General features: G+C 39.6%; 19 protein-coding genes. 1 reads left to right on the top strand and 18 read right to left on the bottom strand.

Annotated features, from left to right (window positions below; genetic code table 11):
- Positions 1-35: 35 nt before the first annotated feature.
- Positions 36-2,492: a 6-hydroxymethylpterin diphosphokinase MptE-like protein gene (locus tag IE199_RS02240; RefSeq protein WP_189767078.1), complete on the top strand. Its 2,457-nt coding sequence runs from the start codon at positions 36-38 to the stop codon at positions 2,490-2,492.
- A 96-nt stretch (positions 2,493-2,588) separates the two neighbouring features.
- On the opposite strand, the gene IE199_RS02235 is transcribed toward IE199_RS02240, so the two are convergent.
- From IE199_RS02235 to IE199_RS02150, 18 genes are all read right to left on the bottom strand, one after another.
- Entirely contained in the window at positions 2,589-2,909 is a 321-nt protein-coding gene (locus IE199_RS02235; protein ID WP_189767077.1) for a hypothetical protein, read from the bottom strand.
- Between the two features lie 8 nt (positions 2,910-2,917).
- Positions 2,918-3,355, bottom strand: a complete 438-nt coding sequence (fliS, locus tag IE199_RS02230) for a flagellar export chaperone FliS (RefSeq protein WP_189767076.1) — start codon at positions 3,353-3,355, stop codon at positions 2,918-2,920.
- Positions 3,356-3,382: 27 nt separating this feature from the next.
- The gene (gene fliD / locus IE199_RS02225; protein WP_189767075.1) at positions 3,383-4,747 is read right to left on the bottom strand and encodes a flagellar filament capping protein FliD; all 1,365 of its coding nucleotides are present in this window, start codon (positions 4,745-4,747) and stop codon (positions 3,383-3,385) included.
- Positions 4,748-4,780: 33 nt separating this feature from the next.
- On the bottom strand, positions 4,781-5,251 hold the full coding sequence (locus IE199_RS02220) for a flagellar protein FlaG (RefSeq protein ID WP_189767074.1): 471 nt from the start codon (positions 5,249-5,251) through the stop codon (positions 4,781-4,783).
- Positions 5,252-5,334: 83 nt separating this feature from the next.
- A complete protein-coding gene (locus IE199_RS02215) occupies positions 5,335-6,147 on the bottom strand; it encodes a flagellin N-terminal helical domain-containing protein (protein ID WP_189767073.1) in 813 nt (270 codons plus the stop codon).
- A gap of 232 nt (positions 6,148-6,379) precedes the next feature.
- On the bottom strand, positions 6,380-7,195 hold the full coding sequence (locus tag IE199_RS02210) for a flagellin N-terminal helical domain-containing protein (RefSeq protein ID WP_189767072.1): 816 nt from the start codon (positions 7,193-7,195) through the stop codon (positions 6,380-6,382).
- 109 nt (positions 7,196-7,304) lie between these two features.
- Positions 7,305-8,510 carry a flagellar hook-associated protein FlgL gene (flgL, locus tag IE199_RS02205; RefSeq protein ID WP_189767071.1) on the bottom strand — a complete coding sequence of 402 codons (1,206 nt, stop codon included), beginning with the start codon at positions 8,508-8,510 and terminating at the stop codon, positions 7,305-7,307.
- Positions 8,511-8,523: 13 nt separating this feature from the next.
- Entirely contained in the window at positions 8,524-10,518 is a 1,995-nt protein-coding gene (gene flgK, locus IE199_RS02200; RefSeq protein WP_189767070.1) for a flagellar hook-associated protein FlgK, read from the bottom strand.
- A gap of 40 nt (positions 10,519-10,558) precedes the next feature.
- Complete coding sequence (gene flgJ / locus IE199_RS02195; protein WP_229854487.1) at positions 10,559-11,509, bottom strand: flagellar assembly peptidoglycan hydrolase FlgJ; 951 nt, start codon at positions 11,507-11,509, stop codon at positions 10,559-10,561.
- 15 nt (positions 11,510-11,524) lie between these two features.
- Positions 11,525-12,640: a flagellar basal body P-ring protein FlgI gene (locus IE199_RS02190; protein ID WP_189767069.1), complete on the bottom strand. Its 1,116-nt coding sequence runs from the start codon at positions 12,638-12,640 to the stop codon at positions 11,525-11,527.
- A 23-nt stretch (positions 12,641-12,663) separates the two neighbouring features.
- Positions 12,664-13,347 carry a flagellar basal body L-ring protein FlgH gene (gene flgH, locus IE199_RS02185; protein WP_189767068.1) on the bottom strand — a complete coding sequence of 228 codons (684 nt, stop codon included), beginning with the start codon at positions 13,345-13,347 and terminating at the stop codon, positions 12,664-12,666.
- A gap of 16 nt (positions 13,348-13,363) precedes the next feature.
- The gene (gene flgG / locus IE199_RS02180) at positions 13,364-14,152 is read right to left on the bottom strand and encodes a flagellar basal-body rod protein FlgG (protein ID WP_189767067.1); all 789 of its coding nucleotides are present in this window, start codon (positions 14,150-14,152) and stop codon (positions 13,364-13,366) included.
- A 19-nt stretch (positions 14,153-14,171) separates the two neighbouring features.
- The gene (flgF, locus tag IE199_RS02175; RefSeq protein ID WP_189767066.1) at positions 14,172-14,915 is read right to left on the bottom strand and encodes a flagellar basal-body rod protein FlgF; all 744 of its coding nucleotides are present in this window, start codon (positions 14,913-14,915) and stop codon (positions 14,172-14,174) included.
- A gap of 171 nt (positions 14,916-15,086) precedes the next feature.
- Positions 15,087-16,448, bottom strand: coding sequence for a flagellar hook protein FlgE (gene flgE / locus IE199_RS02170; protein ID WP_189767065.1), 1,362 nt, complete (start codon positions 16,446-16,448; stop codon positions 15,087-15,089).
- Positions 16,449-16,499: 51 nt separating this feature from the next.
- Positions 16,500-17,216: a flagellar hook assembly protein FlgD gene (locus tag IE199_RS02165; protein WP_189767064.1), complete on the bottom strand. Its 717-nt coding sequence runs from the start codon at positions 17,214-17,216 to the stop codon at positions 16,500-16,502.
- Between the two features lie 19 nt (positions 17,217-17,235).
- Positions 17,236-17,661 (bottom strand): flagellar basal body rod protein FlgC, encoded by a 426-nt coding sequence (flgC, locus tag IE199_RS02160; RefSeq protein ID WP_189767063.1) that lies wholly within the window; start codon positions 17,659-17,661, stop codon positions 17,236-17,238.
- Complete coding sequence (gene flgB / locus IE199_RS02155; RefSeq protein ID WP_189767062.1) at positions 17,661-18,062, bottom strand: flagellar basal body rod protein FlgB; 402 nt, start codon at positions 18,060-18,062, stop codon at positions 17,661-17,663. The genes flgC and flgB overlap by 1 nt, the downstream gene beginning before the upstream one ends.
- Before the next feature lie 68 nt (positions 18,063-18,130).
- Positions 18,131-18,964, bottom strand: coding sequence for a CheR family methyltransferase (locus IE199_RS02150; RefSeq protein WP_189767310.1), 834 nt, complete (start codon positions 18,962-18,964; stop codon positions 18,131-18,133).
- Positions 18,965-18,974 lie beyond the last annotated feature (10 nt).

Raw genomic sequence — 18,974 nt, 5'->3', positions numbered from 1 at the left:
TAACAAACAATTTAGCACGAGAACGAAACATTATCATGACTGAGTTATACCAAGAACAGATTCAAATAAGTGACTTTAATGAACCTTACCTTTATTCAGTTAATGGTGATAAATTTAGTAAGCAACAATCATCAGAGCTATTCCCTCGAATATTAGAAACGACTCTTTTAGAAAAAAGTCACTTTTTGATTTTTTCGGGTACTGACTCGGGTCTACTAGTTGATTATGTTTTAAATAAAGATATTCATCCTGACTGCCGAATACTTTTTGTAGAACAAGAGCATATTATCAATATGTTAGAGCCAATTCCTGAGCAGTGCAGTAAACAAATAAAAATTTGTCCTGTAAATGAATGGCTTGATGTTGTTAATAAAATGCAAATCATTACTTACGTGTATAAATCACAAGTTAAATTGATTAAATCTTTTGCTGCTCAAGAACTTCACGATAGCACTTACTACTTGATCAACTCTAAATTAAATGACGAACTCGATCTTCATATTTTTAGGGTCAATGCTGAATTAGCAAACCAAGATTTTGCTTTGCAACACTTAAAAAATGCAGGGGAAAACGTTTTAGAAGCCGCGTATTTAAAAAATACTTTTAAAGACAAGACTTGTATTATTTTAGCCGGCGGCCCTTCTCTTGATCACAACCTAGATTGGGTAATACAAAATCGGGCAAATCTTGTCGTGTTTGCGGTTTCAAGAGTGTCTAAAAAGCTATTGAGTCTAAACCTAACTCCTGATTTTGTTTTTGCCGTTGACCCTCAAAAGGAAAACTTTGTTAATAGTCGTGAAATGCTACTATTTCCTAAAACTACAGTACTGATTTATGCGAACACAACTTATGCCCCCATTGTTGCACAGTGGCCTCATATTAAAATGTACTTGGGTAACAAAGTACCATGGAACAGCAAATTTAATAAGGATAATATTGACAATACACCTCCGACAGTTGCAAACACTGCTCTTTCTATAGCTATTGAGATGGGCTTTAAGCAAATATTGCTTGCAGGAGTTGATTTATGTTTTAGTAAAAAAGGAAATACACACGCTAGCGGAAGTGCTGAAGCACAAAGTTTATGTTCCTTTTTTAATTGTATAGGAAAGCAGGTAGAAACTTATGCTGGCGATAATGTTGAAACCACTATTCAGCTACTCGTCGCTTTAGAAGCTTTAAATACACAAGCTTTACACGCTAATAAACATAACGTAAAAATCTTTAATTTGTCAGCAAATGCCGCTAAATCAAGTGGTATTATTTATAGGAATACCGATGATATAACACTCTCGCAGTCTAGCGATAATATGTCTAAGTTACTCAAGACTTTAAGTGAAAAAAATAGTACCGATATTCATATAAAACATTGTCAAACTATTCGACAAGAAGTTATCTCTTTAATTAAAGAATGCAAAGAAATCAAAGCATTAGCTATAAAGGCACTTAATCACAACAAAGGCATTTTTACTCAAGATAGCATAAAGCATAAAAATAAAATGGACAAAGTAGAGCAGACTTTAAATAGAAAGTATGCCATTACCTCTTTATTAGTTAAAACCTTTGGTATCAAATACTTCGTTCAATGCGTTCAACCTTCTGATACTGAAGCATGGAGTGATGAAAAAATTTATCAAACTGCAAAAACTTACTATCAAGCTTATGTCGAAAGCACCAACTCATTGATAAAGCAACTGACTGTTTTGCAAATTAGGCTGACTAATCGTATAGAAGAATATACGTATACTATTGAAACAAACAAACTAATTAATTATTGGCAAGAGTGTGAAGAAACTGGGCGCTCAACTATTTACATGGCCCGAAAGGAAGAGTTTTCCTTGCTAAAAGATAGTGAACAAACTAGCGTTAAAGCTATTAATAGAACGTTTTTGGAACAATTTAACCATCGTACAGAAAAAGAAAAAGCACAAGCAGCTCATCCACCATTCGAATTGGTTAAAGCTAGAATTGAACTGTATTTTAGACAGAGCAATAAGCTTGGTATCGAAAACCTAGTATACGCTTTACAGGAGTTACAAAACCCACTCCCTTACTTAATTTCTACCTATAAATTAGGGTTAGTTTATCTCAATATACTAAAAAACGATTTAAACAAAGCATTAAGTATTTTCCAAGAAATACTGCCTCGACATCTCTCTATTTTCGACTACAAGCAGCTTGTTGGAGTTGCTGCAAAAGTGGGTAACATTGAACTCGTTGTCAAATATCTTGAATTAATCTGTCAGCATGATATCAACTACTTGCCACAACTTGCTAAGGCACTCTCAGTTCAAGGTAATAACAAAGATGCAATTGAAATATACAGCCAATATTTAGATCTCAACCCTACAGATAAAGAAGCTTGGAGAAGCATTGGTAAACTGTATCATTCTTTAGAGATATTTGAAGGAACTCAAATCGCATTTGAGCAGGTATTATCAATTGACCCAAATGATAGTGAAGCGAAGATTTTTTTGAATATTGATCACTAACTTTTAGTGTTGTAGTAAAGGTTTTAGATTACTTTTTAAGGAAAATAATAATCAGAACACATAAAAACCTCTGCGTGACTTTTGATGCTCGGAGGTTTAAATATGACTTTTGTATGCGTTTATCGCAACTTTGCGTTTAGCTTGTTTTGATGATTTTTCTAAGTGATTTTGTCGAGCGTTCGTTGCCACTTGCATCAGTGGCAAATCAAATACCTGAATAGACCTTAAGAAGTCGTGATATGCCGTCAAGGAATCCCCTGAAAGATTATCTTCCTTCACCTTAACATCTATTATCTTTAGTATAGCCAAGCGCTTGGTTAATAAATTACTAGCCAAGTCATAGGATTCAATTTCTATCGCTGATGCAATATCTTTTGATAAAGCATCAACTTGTTGAATTTCATCGTAAGTCAACATTAATTCATTTAAGCTGACGCACTAGCTTTAGCATTCTTTTGATCAAGCAGTGACAAGCCTTCTTGTTTACTTTGTTCTGGCATTTCTCTCCAAGCATCTCTTAGTGGTTTTAACAAACCATGTACTTCATCTAGCGCGGCAATATCTAGACTAATACTTGCATCATTTAGCTTGGTAATACAGTAATCATACAGAAAGCCAAAATTCTCTGCGATAGCAGGCGCAGCTTCTGGATCTAATGCATTTTTTAATGCGGTCAATATATTGACAGCCTTTGTGAGTGCAGTGCTCTTAAGCGCAAGCTCTTTACGCTCAATGGCACCTTTGGCAATAACAACGCTTTCAAGCGCACCATCAAACATCATGACGATGATTTGGTGAGGATCTGCTGATAAAATTGAGCTTTCAATATTTACACTTTTGTAAGCTTTAATGTTCTGTCTCATAAGTAACTCCCGTGAGAACTGATCTCATTATTTTTTGCTACTACTCGTTGGGCTATTGGCCAAAGCGTTGGTAATAAAATCTCCAGTCGCATTAAAAACAGCTACCGTTTGATCTAAAAAGGCAAAACGTTTACGCAACGTATCTTCATAGTCTCTCAGCCTGTCTTCTAATGCCTGCCACTCATCTTCCAAGCCTTTAACTTCTGCGCTCAAAGAGGTTTTTCGGAGTGTCAAACTACCATCACTGCCATTATAACTTTCTACAAGTGTTAACAATTGGCTAGTAACACCATTACTAGAAGCAAAAAGCTCGCCAATTTCATCAAGATTTGATTCTAAAGCGGAATCTAGTTTTTCACTACCGCTCGGCATTGTACCAATTGGAATGCTAGATGCTTCAAGGCGACCATCTTTATTTAGAGTTATCCCTATGTCACCTAATGAACTTATTGAACCAGATAAACCAGAAACAGCATCGATTACTATAGTGCTCATCTGACCTTTTATCGCCCGAATATTTGGATCAAAAGCTAACTTACCGTTCTCAGGCTCTGATAAAAAATCAAGGTTATCGATTAATGTATTATAACTTTTAATAAAATCATCAATTAACTTCTTACCATTCTCTTTATCTTGAGTTACCGATAACTGAGATTTATCACCTGCCGTTTCTTTAACCGCGGTAATAGTGACGTCTTCAATGATGTTTTTAAATACGTTTGACGCTTGAGATACGCTATTGCCATCAACCTCAATTATCGCGTCTTGTGCTGTTTGGGTTTGAGTTGCCGAAGTGGAAATTGCCGCCAAAGAGGCATCTGAAGTGCTTACAGTTAAATTATTTGTTGCACCGGTCAGCTCTGACGTGTAAGTAAGATATGAGCCGCCATCCACATTAATTACGTTGGCAACAATACCAATATTGTCTGACGCTTCATTAATTTTGTCTCGAATAGCTTTTAAATCATCAGTTGCATCAATAGCGACATTAAATGAATTACCACCGGCATCAAACGTCAAAGTGCCAGAGCCTACGGTAGTAGGGTCAGATGTTACAAGTTGAGACTGGTATTTGCTGCCAGTTGCCAATTGCACTACATTGATTTCAAAATTACCATTGCTGGCGAAACCGTTAGTTTCAGCAGTAATATCACCATTGCTTACTGAAACATTTTGTTTATTGAAATCACTAGTATCTGACAACTTTTTAAGGATAGATTCAAAAGAAGATAGAGCAGACTTAAATTGGCCAACACCAGACAGCTCCGTGTTAAGACGCTCTTCTTTTCTCTGAAGGCGAATTTCTCTAGGAATAGCTTCAGCATTTATATAGGCCTCAATTATCCCTTCTAGGTCTAATTTTGAACCAATGCCTGCTTGAGTAATATTCATTTCGCCTCCTATGTCAGAAAAAACTGACTTACCTTAAACTTTCTCATCAAGAAATATACCAGATTGCAAGTCGAGATCTTGACGCAATCCATTGATTTTTTGAGCAACTTTAATGAGATCTTCAGATGGGAATTGTTTAATGAGTTCTTTACTATCAGCATCGAACACTTTGATAATAGTTTTATCAGACTTCTCATCTAACGAGAAGTTAACATTACGATTGTACATCGACATAAAATCAGAAACAGTTTCAACAGCTTTTTCAAGCTCCTCTTGTTCTTCCTGTTGTGATTTTTGTTGTTTCTCAACGATACTTAGTGCGTCTTGCTCATTGTCCTTTTTAGCGACAGCCTGATCTCCTCGAGGAAAATTAACCTGAGTAGCATTTTGAGCTTCACCAACCTTGGCCTCTGATTGTTGCTTAATATCGTTTTGAGTAGACGATTGTGCAAGCTCAGATACCTGGTTACTTAAAGCAAAATCAACCGATACTGATCTAACCATGACGAACCTCCTACCTTAGTATAGAACAAAATGGCACTCGTGGAGTGCCATTTAGATTACCCGAAATTGAACCCTAATGGCAATTACAGTAACGATAACGCTATTTGAGGCTGTTGGTTAGCTTGAGCTAACATAGAGCTTGACGCTTGTTGCAATACTGACGTTCTTGCAAGTCTTGCTGTTTCAGCAGCGAAATCAGTATCTTCGATACGTGAACGAGATGCAGATACGTTTTCAGCCGTGTTGTCATTACTACGAATAATTGATGCAAAACGGTTTTGCTTAGCACCCAGGTCAGCACGAGTTGAGTTAACCGTTGTTAATGCAGCGTCAACTTGGCCGATAGCTGATTGAGCACCGGCAAAAGTTGCTAAACTTGCACTTATACCAATGCTTGCAGCATCAAAGTTTTGGCTAACGGTTACACTGATAGTTTGTCCAGCGTTTGCACCAATTTGGAAAGCTTCACTGTATGAACCATCTAATAATGCTACACCACCAAACTCTGTTTGAGTTGAGATACGTGTAAGTTCTGTACTTAACTCACTGAATTCAGACTGAAGTGCAGTTCTGTCACCCGCGTTGTTTGAACCATTTGACGCTTGTACCGCAAGTGTACGCATACGTTGAAGAGTGTTTGTATATTCATCTAACGCACCTTCAGCAGTTTGCGATAATGAAATTGCGTCATTCGCGTTACGTGATGCTTGGTTTAGACCATTAATCTGCGCTGTTAAACGACTTGAAATTTGAAGGCCAGCAGCGTCATCTTTTGCGCTATTAATGCGCTTACCTGATGATAAACGTTGATAGCTAGTAGCCAAATCATTAGTTGAGCGCGATAGTTGGCGCTGTGAGTTTAGTGATGCAATGTTACTATTTACGACTAAAGCCATGATAACTTCTCCCGGGTATTGACCCTTACTGTTATGTAAATTTCGAGGGTTAATGCAAGTAGTTAGCAGCGCCTCTTGATACTTTTATCGGAAGAAATAAATTTATCTTTAAACTTTTTTTTTAAAAAATAGTAATTAAATTGTGTGTATGAATATATACCCATGAAAAATAAAACAAAAAAACCTCTTAAAAAAAAGAGGTTTTTTCATTTTTATCAGCTTGTTTTTACTATTATTGCAATAATGATAGTGCAATTTGAGGTTGCTGATTTGCCTGAGCAAGCATTGAACTAGAAGCTTGCTGTAGTACAGATGTTCTAGCTAAGGCTGCTGATTCTGCAGCAAAATCGGTATCTTCAATACGTGAACGAGATGCTGATACATTTTCCGCTGTATTTTCATTACTTCGGATAATAGAAGCAAAACGGTTTTGCTTCGCACCCAGATCAGCTCGAGTTCCCGTTACCGTCGTCAACGCAAGGTCCACTTGACCAATAGCAGACTGTGCACCTGCAAACGTATCGATACCTGCGGTTAAACCAATAGAAGCTGCATCAAAATTTTGACTTACTGTTACACTGATAATTTGACCAGCGTTAGCACCTATTTGGAAACCTTCATTATAGTTACCATCTAATAACTTAACGCCACCGAACTCTGTATCAGCCGAGATACGTGTAAGTTCCGTTAACAATTGAGAGTATTCAGCATTCAAAGCTACTCTATCGCCAGCGTTGTTAGAACCGTTTGACGCTTGTACGGCTAGTGTACGCATACGCTGTAATGCGTTGGTGTATTCATCAAGCGCACCTTCAGCAGTTTGAGCTAACGAAATACCATCGTTTGCGTTACGTGCAGCCTGGTTCAAACCATTAATTTGTGCTGTCAAACGACTTGAGATCTGAAGACCTGCCGCGTCATCTTTAGCACTATTAATACGTTTACCTGAAGATAAACGTTGATAGTTGGTTTGTAGATCATCAGTCGAACGTGTCAACTGACGTTGTGCATTCAAAGATGCAATATTACTATTTACGACTAATGCCATTGCTATCATCTCCTAGTTTATAGGTCGTGGTTCTTTGTTGATAACAACGTATGGTGGAACCACTTACAAAAATTTGTCACTTAATAACCAAGCAAGCTAAGTGCCAACTTTAAATGTAATTAAATAAAGTTAAGCCTTTTATCTGTACAAAAGTTTGTTGTGCCGCTTGCAATGCGACCTGTGACTGTTCAAATGTTGAAATTGCCTTAGCAAAATCTAAATCTTCTATATTTGATCTACCCTGCTCTAAATTAAGCAAGGCGTCTTGATGGTTATTGTCTTGATTTTCAATGAGTTTCAGTCTAACTCCAGCTTCAGTTCGCTGAGTAACTGTATGATTTAGAGCGGCATTTATCTGGTCTAGTATCTCACCATATTCAACATTATGTTGAGTTGAGTTTGCTGGTGATTGCCCTGCTTCCACCCATTCAATTGCAGATTTGATTGTGTCAAAAATGCTGATTTCTTCTTCAGCATCCAAAGTAAAGTTGTCACCCGGCAAAGGGTTGCCATTTAACTGAACTTCTACACCATTAAAGGCAACGGTTTGCCCTGGGACATAAGTTGCCGTGCTATAAACTGTCACGCCATTATCATCTGTAACGGTTAAATCAGTAGCTGAAGAGAAGTTAAATGTATAACCAGGAGGGTTTGTTGCCGGGTCATAAGAACCAGGTGTTGCAATGACCGCTTTATTTACCCCAATCCCTGATGTATTGCTGTTATAGGTTGGAGAAAAATCTCCCAAATTGTTTTTTACTTTTTCAAATGCGTAGTCACCAGGGATATTGGTATCTACAAGGATATTTTTTGCCACCTGCAACTGTCTTTGTCCGCTGTCCCCGTTGTAAGATACGGAATTGTCAGGCTGCAATGAAAAAGGCTGAACATCAATTTGAAAGCCAGAAAAGATAAAACCCCCTGTTTCATCTTTAGTATTGGCAATATCTAATAACTGATCTTGGCCATCTTTGATAATGTCAGCCAATGCTTGCAGATCAGAATCAGACAAAGTGCCGTTATTTGCTTGGATAAATGTTGTTTTTAGCTCTTGAAGTATTCTTTCAGCGTTACCAAACGACGTTTCAATTAAACTGTTTCTATTTTCACCAATGGTAATATTACGTTGGTACTTCTCAATGTTTTCTATTTCACTTTTATAGCCAGTCAATGTGCCAAAACTTACCGCATCATCTTTAGCGGTAAGCACTCGCTTACCAGATGAGATATATTTCATTTGGTCATTAACATTGGATTGCTTATCAGTCAGTCTTTGGCTGTTTTGATAATAGAACTGTGCAGTTGAAATTCTCATGGTTTAATCCTCATTAAACCGCGGCTAGCAATGTGTCGAATATTGTATTGGCCACGGAAATGATGCGAGATGACGCTTGATACGCTTGTTGAAATTTCAGCATATTCGCCGCTTCTTCATCTAAATTTACGCCTGACGCTTCTTGTACTCGGTTGTATGCTTGTGTGTGTAATGCTTGAGCAGTTTGCGATACCAATTTAGCTGAGCTCGCCTTAGAGCCGACTTCAGCCGTAGAAATACCAATACTCTGATTAAAAGATTCTTTACCGCCAGAAATAATGCCTTGTTCTTGGGTTAGCGCCATTTTTGTTGCATTGCCGCCATTACCTTGTCCAAAAGCGTCTTTTAAGAAGAACTGCTCTCTCGCTAAACTTCCTTGCCCAGCAGGCTCACCTGAAATTTCAATTTCAAAAGCAGGCGTTGGGCCAGGTGGTAGTGCAATAGTTGCCGAAGAGCCTGCAGCGAAAGTACCTGTCGTGATCACAGGCGCAGGCGGTGGATTTGCACTGTCAAAAACTCGGTAAGTGAAGGTACCGGGAGCACTCTCATACACATCAACGGTTATTTCGCTGTTGGTCGTATTAACATATGTTTGTGCTGCCACTGGATCTAGCACATTGGTAATTTTGAGCTGCCCATCACTAACATTATTTTCAGAGACATGAACACCAACAGGTGTACTTGCAGCGATACCAGCGCCGTCTTGTAAGGTCACATCAATTAATGAAGCACTGTTCTCAGTAGGCCTAACAATAAAACTATCGCCTACGGCTGGAGTACCTGAATCAATATTAAAAGAAAACCCCAAACCCGTGTCATATTCATTTGGTGGCGTTAACGTCAACGTCTGTGATGCTCTTGTATCTAAGTTAGTCATCACATAGTTAGTACCGTCCCATTCGATCTCAAATTCGTCAGTTGGCACTTTAGAGATATCTGTAATTTCAACGCTCGCCTGAACGCTACCAGTATTAGTTGAAGGTGTTAACACACGACCTTGCATTAACTGGTTCGTATTAATATCGGTAAATATATTGAGTCCAGTTTGGCCATTTAAATCTAAACCTTGTGCTTGTGAGCTATTTAAGGTGTCAGATATTGCCATGGCAATGCGGTTAACTTGGCTTCGCAAATCCGCTAAGTGCTCATCACGATATTCAAATTTTGCCTCTAGCTTGCCGCCCACCGTCGCGCCGTTCAAGCCGACATTACCGTTAGCACCCACAAGCTGTAATTGCTTTTGGTTCGGATCCGGATCGCCAGAAGTAACAGCTACGCGCAGTGGGGTAATACCTGCGACCAAGGTATTACCTGAACCAATCATTACAGTCATCACACCATTTTTATCAGTAACGGTATTTACATTGGCATATTCACCAAGTTCCATGATCAATTGATCTCTGCGATCCAACAGATCATTAGCTTGCCCAGTTACCTCAGGGCCGCTTTGTGACAAAATTTGCTCATTAATTTTGGCAATTTCAACTGACATTCTAGAAACTTGAGCGGCTATTTGTTCTATTTCACCGTTGGCAGAGTTTTCAAGTAGATCGAGGTTTTTATTCATTGCTTTGAAATCACCAGCTAAGATTTCTGCTTGGCTTAAAGCAATATTTCTCAATCCAAGATCGCTTGGGTTATCTGAAATGCTATTAATGGCTTGGTAAAATCTATTGAGAGAGTCATTTATCGATTTACCAGAAAAGGTCATGATTTCATTCAACTGATCCAAATCACGATTTAATGAATCGGCATAACCAACTTTGCCAGTATTTACCAGCTGCTCTCTGTAAGAAAACTTATTGAAAATACGAGCAACATCTTGAATATAAGTACCAGAGCCTAGGTATTGATCGCCAAATGCTGTACCAATTGCAGCACCTTGTTCAGCTCGCTGACGGTTAAAACCTTCAGTATTTACATTGGCAATATTATGACCAGTTGTCGCTAACTGTTGTTGAGCGGCAAGTAAACCACTGACTCCAGTTTGATATAAATTCACCGACATATCTGATACTCCTACAAAGACTTAAACTTAGGTAGTAAACCTATTCGTTCAATATGCTGGTTACTTTGCTCAAGGTTCCCATAATTTTCTTTGCGTAATTGGGATCCGTCGCATAACCGGCTTTTTGTAGTCCTTGCAGGAAATGTTCCACATTGCTAGATTTGTCTAGCGCGTCTTTATATCTATCGCTATTTGAAAGGAAATTAATATAGTCGTTAACACTTTCCATCATGTTTTTGTACACGCGGAATGGTTCACGCTTTTTCACCATACTACCTTGTTCATACTCCAGCGTTTCTTTCATTGTTTTGTCGCCGTCCCAACGGCGATCCGCTTTAATATTGAACAAGTTATGTGAGCTTTGTCCGTTTGGCTGCTCAATTATTTTTTGCCCCCAGCCTGTTTCTAAAGCAGCTTGGGCAATCACGACTTGATAAGGTACCTTAAGTTTTTTCTCGACCAATTTAGCCGGTTCAGCAAGTGCTGTGACAAAATCTTTGGGCTCATTAAACTGAACCCTTGCCTCAGTATCACTCTCTCCAAGCTTCATTATAGAAAAGTCAGTATTTTGACGGTACTTAGGCATATTAAATTGGCGAGCTTGCTCACTGTCACCATAAGTTTTTATGGCATTTTCTTTAAATACAGATTTTGGTGTGAAGTTTTCGCTATCACCACCCAATTGGCGAACAATCAATTCTGCCAAGCCTAATGAGCCATTATTAGACAGTTCTAGCGCCATTTGTTGGTCATGCATGTCGCGATAAAACTTTGTTGATTGGCTATTAAAAGGGCTATCTGACTCCAAAACTTCTTGGGCACTACGCATGCTTTTAAGCAACATTTGCATGAAAATAGATTCAAATTGTTTTGCTGCCTGCTGAAGTGCTTGACCTTTTTCAACACTGTTATCGGCTTTAGACTGTAAACGAATGTCGTTTAAGCCATTAACATCGAGAAAGTTTTGTGCGTCGGCGATACGATTACTCACGATAATAGCCTCGAGTTAAATAATCACTAACTCGCCTCGAAGCGCACCTGCTTGCTGCAGCGCTTCAAGAATAGCCATTACATCACCAGGTCCCGCTCCAACATTGTTTATTGCACGAACTAACGCGTCTAATGTTATCCCTGGATTAAAAACAAACATGCGATTGTCGTTTTGATTAACGTCAATAACACTTTGATTTGTCACTACCGTTTCACCTTCAGCAAAAGCGTCAGGTTGAGTCACTTCCGGGTTTTCGTTAATGGTGACGGTAATACCACCATGAGTTACCGCAGCTGGCAACAATCTAACATCAGCGCCGATCACAATAGTGCCAGTTCTTGAATTAACAATCACTTTGGCAGAGGGAGAGTCGGGTTCAAATTCAATATTTTCTAACATTGAAAGAAAGGTAACACGCTGATTTGCATCACGTGGCGCAGAAACTTGCACTGACGTTGCATCAATAGCACGTGCGATAAAAGTATTTGGATCACTTGGATTAGCAAATTCTGTATTGATCGCTTTTTCTAAGTTTTTCGCTGTAGTGAAGTCAGGGTTACGTAAATTAAAGGTAATATGGTCGCCCATCGCAAACGGTGATTTAACTTCACGTTCAACTATCGCGCCATTGGCAATACGACCAACCGTAGGTGTATTGACCACAATTTTAGAGCCGTCTAAACCTTCAGCACCTAAACCACTGACCACTAAGCTACCTTGTGCTACAGCGTAAGCATTGCCATCAATACCCATTAAAATGGTTTGTAATAAAGTACCACCTCGTAAACTTTGAGCGCTGCCCATAGAAGACACGGTAATATCTATCGTTTGTCCCGGTTTAGTAAAAGCTGGAAGTTCAGCATGTACCGCAACAGCGGCAACATTTTTAATTTTTGGTTTTAAATTAGTTGGCATGGTGATACCAAAATTACTCAACATAGTTTTGAAACTTTGCTCAGTAAACGGGCTTTGCTCACCTGTTCCCGGTAAACCAACAACAAGTCCATACCCCACCAATTGGTTGCTGCGAACACCTGCAACATCAGCTAAATCTTTTACCCGTTGCGCATGGCTTACAAACACTAAACTGAGTGTTGATACAAGTGCGATAAGTTTAATTAACAATTTCATTACTGCTTTCCTCACTTGTGCAATTACAATGGCCACCAAGAGCTATTGAAGAATTTAGACAACCAGCCTTGCTCTTGTACATCAGAGAAACTACCCGTACCTGAATATTGAATTCGAGCATTAGCAACTTTTGATGAAATAATGGTATTAGCAGAGGTAATATCTTGCGGTCTAATAATGCCGGTTAAACGAATATATTCGTCACCGTTGTTAAGCGTTAGCCATTTTTCCCCGCGGATCATTAAGTTACCGTTAGGTAAAACACGCAATACATGAACAGATATATTGCCGTTTAAACTATTACTTTGATTTGCTTTAGAGTCGCCTTTAAAGTTTGAATCTTGATCTATACCAAATTGTATAGAATCGCCTTTAAAAGTCGCATTAGCGCCACCTAAACCAACGATGGGGTTCATCGTAGTATCAGCTGACTTTTTAAGTTCAGTTTTGGCATTTTTCTGTGCTTGTGTATTTTCACTGAGAATAACAGAAATAATATCGCCTACACGATGCGCCTTTGAGTCTGAATAAATATTGTTGACGTAGTTGGTTCTAAACAAAGAACCAGTAGGTACCACAGGCTCCTCTTCCATTTCAGGTAGAATTGGTGCAAATTCAGGATCATCAGGTAAAATTTTTGCCTGCTCAACACTGGCACAGCCAGTTAACGTCATCCATGTCGCCAAAAGTAAAGTGACTTTTTTCATGTGACGCCTCCACTTATTAAAGTTGCTGATTGATATAACTAAGCATTTGATCAACAGCTGAAATTACTTTTGAGTTCATTTCATAAACACGTTGGCTTTCAATCAAATTCACAAGTTCTTCGGTCGTGTTAACGTTCGAGGTTTCTAATGCGCCTTGCACTATCATGCCAAAGCCTTCTAACCCTGGAACACCTTCTTGTGGCGCACCGCTTACCGCAGTTTCAACAAACAGGTTTTGACCAATTGGCTCTAAGCCACTTGGATTAACAAAGTTAACGGTATTAATTTGGCCAATAACCGCAGGCTCTGCTTGCCCTTGCAAGCTCACAGAAACTTCACCATCTTGTGAAACATTAATATTTTTTGCATCTGGTGGAATTGTGATTTGAGGTTGAACTAAATAACCAGCCCCTGGAGTAACCATGTTACCTTCTTCGTCCATGGTAAATTGACCATTACGAGTATAAGAAAGTGAACCGTCAGGCATTTGTACTTGGAAAAAACCTTCGCCTTGAATCATCAAATCCAATGCGTTATCGGTATTAAGTAAGTCACCTTGGGTATGAATTTTTTGCGTCGCAACAACTTTGGTACCCGCCCCTAACATCAAACCAGAAGGCATTTCAGTATCTTGTGCCGAACGACCACCCGGTTGATTCACTGTTTGATAAAGTAAGTCTTCAAACACGGCACGACTCTTCTTAAAACCAACTGTGCTGGCGTTGGCTAAATTATTTGAAATTACCGCAATTTCTTTCGTTTGTGCGTCTAATCCCGTTTTACTAATCCATAATGCTGGGTTCATAAATCACCTCAATAATCAGTTAGAAAGCACGCAATAGCGACGCACTTGCAGAATCAATTTCTTCTGCGGTTTTCATTAATTTCAATTGCATTTCAAATTGGCGTTGCAAGGAAATCATTTCTGTCATTTCACCTACAGGGTTAACATTGCTCGATTCCAACATGCCATTTTGTATTACCACACCAATATCAGCCTCTTGGTTACCTGGCAAAGTAGAGCGAAATAAACCATCGTTACCACGTTGCAATGTTGCCACGTCAGGGTTAACTAATTTAATTCGACCAACTTCTTCTTGCACTGCTGCTGGAGCACCAGCCGGTTGAACCATGATAGTGCCGTCATTAGAGATTTTGATGTTGTTAACTGGTAATGGCAGAAATACCGGTCCAGTATCCCCCATCACTAAATCGCCATTTGGTGTTTGCAAATTACCTTCTTCGGTAATCGTTAAATGACCATCACGGGTATATGCTTCTGTGCCATCTTTCGCCTGCACGGCAATCATACCTTGCCCCTGAATAGCGATATCTAGATCGCGACCAGTCGTTAATAAAGCACCACTGTCAAAATTTTGGCCAGGCTTTTCTGTCATCGCAAACACACGTGTAGGCAAGCCTTCACCAAAAGCTTGCATGCTGCGCGCCTGTGCTAAGTCTGCCTTAAACGCTGTGGTCTTAGCATTTGCTAAGTTGTTGGCACTGATGGCTAACGCTTTCATGTTTTGCTTAGCGCCGCTCATTGCGACATAGAGCATTTTGTCCATGATTGCACCCCGTAACATTAATCTTATTGAGATAAATGCAAAGACAATGCCAATAGAGTAGTTAATACGCTGATTTTTAATCTGAGATAACGAGAAGAAGGAAAGTGAATCTTGATGTTATTAATAAAAAAGCCCGTGAACTTGGCACGGGCTTAAACATGATGTTATCAGTTATCGAATCTGTAAGATGGTTTGGTTTAACTGGTTATCTACTTCCAATGAACGCGAGTTCGCTTGGAAGTTACGCTGTGCTGAAATTAAATCAATCAGCTCAGTGGTTAAGTTCACGTTCGACTGCTCAAGCGCAGACGACTGCACGGTACCAAAAGTACCTGTACCTGCCTCACCCGCTAACGCTTCACCTGAACTAATACTTTCTTTCCATGAAGAGTTACCCACTTGTGTTAAACCTTGCTCATTAGCAAAGTTAACCAAAGCGATACGTGATAACGGCTCTGAAGTACCGTTACTGTAGGTTGCACGAATCAAACCGTCGGTATCAATATCAATGCCCGTTAAGCGACCAACCGCTAAACCATTTTGCTCTAATGCGGTTACTTCAAAGTTTGAAGCAAACTGCGTTGGTTCATTTGGATTAGGGCCACCTGTATCTAAATTAAAATCAATGGCAATAGTTTGTAATGGATCTGCGCCATTGGCAAGAATTGTTGAACCAAGTTGTTCAGTAACAATTCCACCTACGCCCGGTGCAGGAATCATACTAATAAAGTCACCGGAAGTGTCAAAGGTTAGCTGCGCTCCACGAATACCACCAGGAGCTAATGGACCAGATGCAGTACCACCTACAGGGTTACCAGCTGCACCAGGGTCAGCAATTGGTACAAGCGTGCCATCAACTGCCGTAAATAGATCCCATTGGTTTGGCGCAGATTTGACAAAATAATAAGTCATTACATGACTGTCACCTAAAGAATCAAATACGGTAACTGAGGTCGAGTGGTTATAAGTTAATGGGTCAGTATGGTCAAAATTACCCGGTGCACCAGTAATTACGGCATCACCTGCGGGTAAATTCATGCGAATATCAACTTCACTGGTTTTTGTCGGCGCACCTGAAGAGGTAGGTATTAAAATAGGTGATGCTGTACTTAAACTGACTGACGCCGAAGAGCCATCAGCATTTACTGGAAAGCCCAGTAAGTGCTCACCTTGCGAATTTACCACAAAGTTACTGTCATTTAATTTAAATTGACCTGCACGTGTATAAGAAGTTTCTAAACTGCCTAATTCAGGCACTGTTGCAAAAAAACCGTTACCAGTAATCGCTAAATCTAGTGCGTTGTTAGTAAACTGAATACTACCTTGCGAAAACTGTTGAGCAACATCCGATGTCAACACACCGTCACCCACTTTAGTTTTACCCGCCGCTAATAGTGATGATGCGTAAACATCAACAAATTCTGCACGCGATTCTTTAAAGCCAACTGTATTTACGTTAGCGATGTTATTTGACGTAACATCCAAATCTTTCTGCGCAGCGTTTAAACCGCTAAGTGCTATATTAAAAGACATAAATCACCTCTTTACTCAATTCTTGTCAGCAACGATTGCTAGGCAATGCCATTAAACTTCTGAAACTTCTTTCACTTCTGATAGCTTCATCGTTGAACCACCATTAAGGTTCAAGAAAATACTGCCACCTGCACCCGATAAAGTTACGCTATCCACTTTTCGGTAGGTCATGGCTTGCAATTCGGCGCCTTGATAAAGCACATTGCCGGTTTTTGCGTCTACTTCAGGCACTAGGCCCTTAATTTTAAACTTGTATATGCCTGTAGGTGCTGGGTTACCATCAGCCATTTGACCGTTCCAAACAAAACCAAATTCGCCTTTGTTAACATCCCCAACAGGAACTGTTTGCACCACTTCACCAGCAGCATTTTGCACAAATATTTTTACGTCTCTAGTTGGTGTATCAGTAACAAGTTTACCTTTGACTTGTTGACCTTCCGCCATACCAAATACTTCATCATCAACTAACACACTACGACCAACCAGTGATGACGCTTGCAATGCTTGCCCAGACGACATTGAAGCTGCAAAACTATCAAAACTCTCATTGAGTTTGGATACGCCATCAGTTGTTGAGAATGCTGTCATTTGTGAGATCATTTCGTTATTTTCAACAGGTTTAGTTGGATCCTGATACGAAAGCTCTTTTGTTAATAACGCAAAAAAATCTTCTTGGGTCAGCATTCCGTTGTCTTCTTTTTTTGCTTTGTAGTCTTCTTGTTGCCAACGCATTGCATCAAGCGCGTTACTACCTTTTACTGTTTCCATATCAGATACCGCCTATCAATTAACGTTGACCTAACATCAAGGTTTTATTCAGCATATTTTTTGCCGACTCAGCCAATTGAATATTGGTTTGATACGAGCGCGATGCTGAAATCATGTTGGTCATTTCTTCTATCACATTAACATTGGGTTTATAGATGTAGCCGTTTTCATCTGCCATAGGATGATTTGGTGAATACTCAACATTTAACGGAGCATCACTTTCAACAATTCCCATAACCTTCACACCGACAGCATCACCATCACTTTGTCCTGCGGCAGCTTTTTGCATCTCTGCGGCAAAAACCGGATGACGTGCGCGATAGGTTGCATCAACACTGCTACTAACACTTTCTGCATTAGCAATGTTACTGGCGGTGGTATTTAATCGAACCGATTGCGCTCTCATTGCCGTAGCAGATACGTCAAATACGTTGAATAAGCTCATTAACCTTGCCCTCCACCAATAGCTTTTTTAAGCGATTTAATTTTACCGTTCATAAACTGAAGACTCGCTTGATAATGCATTGAGTTTTCTAGATACAAGTTTCGTTCCATTTGTACATCAACGGTATTACCATCACCCGTATCTGGTTGATTTGGAACACGATATTCAGTTCCACTGTTCGCCTGTGACTTCACATCAAAGTGTTTTTCATGAGTACGAGACATTGCCGATGTTTGCCTACTTGCCGCTTTGGACATTGCCGCTTGGAAATCTAATCCTTTGGCCTTGTAACCTGGGGTGTCTGCGTTGGCAATATTACTTGCAATGACTTCGGCATTTTGCGCACGAACACGCAAAGTTTGTGGATGAATACCAAATGCTTTTTCGAAACTGATGGCCATAAAAGCTACCTCCAATACTATGAAAGTAGCTATTCAATAATTATGCCAAGGAAAGATTTAACGAGAGGTTATGTTTTTTTTCGGTAAACAATACCAGGATTGCAGCGCAGCATTTCAAAATCTTGGCTCAATCCAGAAAGTGACTCAGAAGCCCCTAAAAATAAGTACCCACCACTATTTAGTACACCATGAATTTGCTTGAGAATTTGCGTTTTTATTTCAGGCGAGAAGTAAATAAGAACATTTCGACAAAACACAATATCAAAACGCCCCATCAAGCTATAACTACCCAACAAATTTAATTGACGAAACGACACCAATTTTTTGACGTGCTCTTTGACTTTCATCATGCCATTGTCGCCATCTTCAAAAAATAGTCGTTTTCGTTCTGCCGATAAGCCGCGAGATAATGCCAATGAATCGTAGTGAGCGTACTTACAGTGTTCCAACATGGTGTTGGAGATGTCAGTACCTATGATTTGCACACCACCGGGTAAGCTACCAGGGTTGAGCTGCTGAAACTCTTGTGAAGACATAGCAATTGAGTACGGCTCTTGTCCCGAAGAGCTTGCCGCAGACCAAATTTTCACAGGCGTGCGTCGCCCTTTAAATTCAGGAAATATTTGTTTTTTTAGCAGCTCAAACGGATATTCATCCCTAAACCACAGGGTCTCATTGGTTGTCATTGCGTCAATTACCGCCGAACGCAACTGTCGCTCTACTGGACTGAGAGTACGAGTAACTAAGTCTCCAATCGAAGATACATCAAATTTAGCCATCAGTGGTGCTAGGCGACTTTTCACTAAATACTGTTTATTGTCACCTAAAACGATACCACATTGTTGCTCTAAAAATTCCCGAAACTGATGATAGCTTTTATCATCTAGCTGTTTTGACACTATTGGTTACCCT

Origin of the sequence: Thalassotalea marina (assembly GCF_014656435.1) — a bacterium.
GTDB classification, from domain to species: Bacteria; Pseudomonadota; Gammaproteobacteria; order Enterobacterales; family Alteromonadaceae; genus Thalassotalea_C; species Thalassotalea_C marina.
Note: the sequence above shows the minus strand (reverse complement) of the source record. Positions and strands in the feature narration are given on the sequence as shown.

What these genes read in the sequence shown, in the direction of transcription:
- IE199_RS02190 (WP_189767069.1), bottom strand. Translation starts at nt 12,640, where the DNA reads ATGAAATTGTTAATTAAACTTATCGCACTTGTATCAACACTCAGTTTA.
- IE199_RS02165 (WP_189767064.1), bottom strand. Translation starts at nt 17,216, where the DNA reads ATGGAAACAGTAAAAGGTAGTAACGCGCTTGATGCAATGCGTTGGCAA.
- flgK (WP_189767070.1), bottom strand. Translation starts at nt 10,518, where the DNA reads ATGTCGGTGAATTTATATCAAACTGGAGTCAGTGGTTTACTTGCCGCT.
- IE199_RS02215 (WP_189767073.1), bottom strand. Translation starts at nt 6,147, where the DNA reads ATGGCTTTAGTCGTAAATAGTAACATTGCATCACTAAACTCACAGCGC.
- flgE (WP_189767065.1), bottom strand. Translation starts at nt 16,448, where the DNA reads ATGTCTTTTAATATAGCACTTAGCGGTTTAAACGCTGCGCAGAAAGAT.
- flgC (WP_189767063.1), bottom strand. Translation starts at nt 17,661, where the DNA reads ATGAGCTTATTCAACGTATTTGACGTATCTGCTACGGCAATGAGAGCG.
- flgG (WP_189767067.1), bottom strand. Translation starts at nt 14,152, where the DNA reads ATGAACCCAGCATTATGGATTAGTAAAACGGGATTAGACGCACAAACG.
- flgH (WP_189767068.1), bottom strand. Translation starts at nt 13,347, where the DNA reads ATGAAAAAAGTCACTTTACTTTTGGCGACATGGATGACGTTAACTGGC.
- flgF (WP_189767066.1), bottom strand. Translation starts at nt 14,915, where the DNA reads ATGGACAAAATGCTCTATGTCGCAATGAGCGGCGCTAAGCAAAACATG.
- fliD (WP_189767075.1), bottom strand. Translation starts at nt 4,747, where the DNA reads ATGAATATTACTCAAGCAGGCATTGGTTCAAAATTAGACCTAGAAGGG.
- IE199_RS02210 (WP_189767072.1), bottom strand. Translation starts at nt 7,195, where the DNA reads ATGGCATTAGTCGTAAATAGTAATATTGCATCTTTGAATGCACAACGT.
- flgL (WP_189767071.1), bottom strand. Translation starts at nt 8,510, where the DNA reads ATGAGAATTTCAACTGCACAGTTCTATTATCAAAACAGCCAAAGACTG.
- IE199_RS02240 (WP_189767078.1), top strand. Translation starts at nt 36, where the DNA reads ATGACTGAGTTATACCAAGAACAGATTCAAATAAGTGACTTTAATGAA.
- IE199_RS02235 (WP_189767077.1), bottom strand. Translation starts at nt 2,909, where the DNA reads ATGTTGACTTACGATGAAATTCAACAAGTTGATGCTTTATCAAAAGAT.
- IE199_RS02220 (WP_189767074.1), bottom strand. Translation starts at nt 5,251, where the DNA reads ATGGTTAGATCAGTATCGGTTGATTTTGCTTTAAGTAACCAGGTATCT.
- flgB (WP_189767062.1), bottom strand. Translation starts at nt 18,062, where the DNA reads ATGGCCATCAGTTTCGAAAAAGCATTTGGTATTCATCCACAAACTTTG.
- fliS (WP_189767076.1), bottom strand. Translation starts at nt 3,355, where the DNA reads ATGAGACAGAACATTAAAGCTTACAAAAGTGTAAATATTGAAAGCTCA.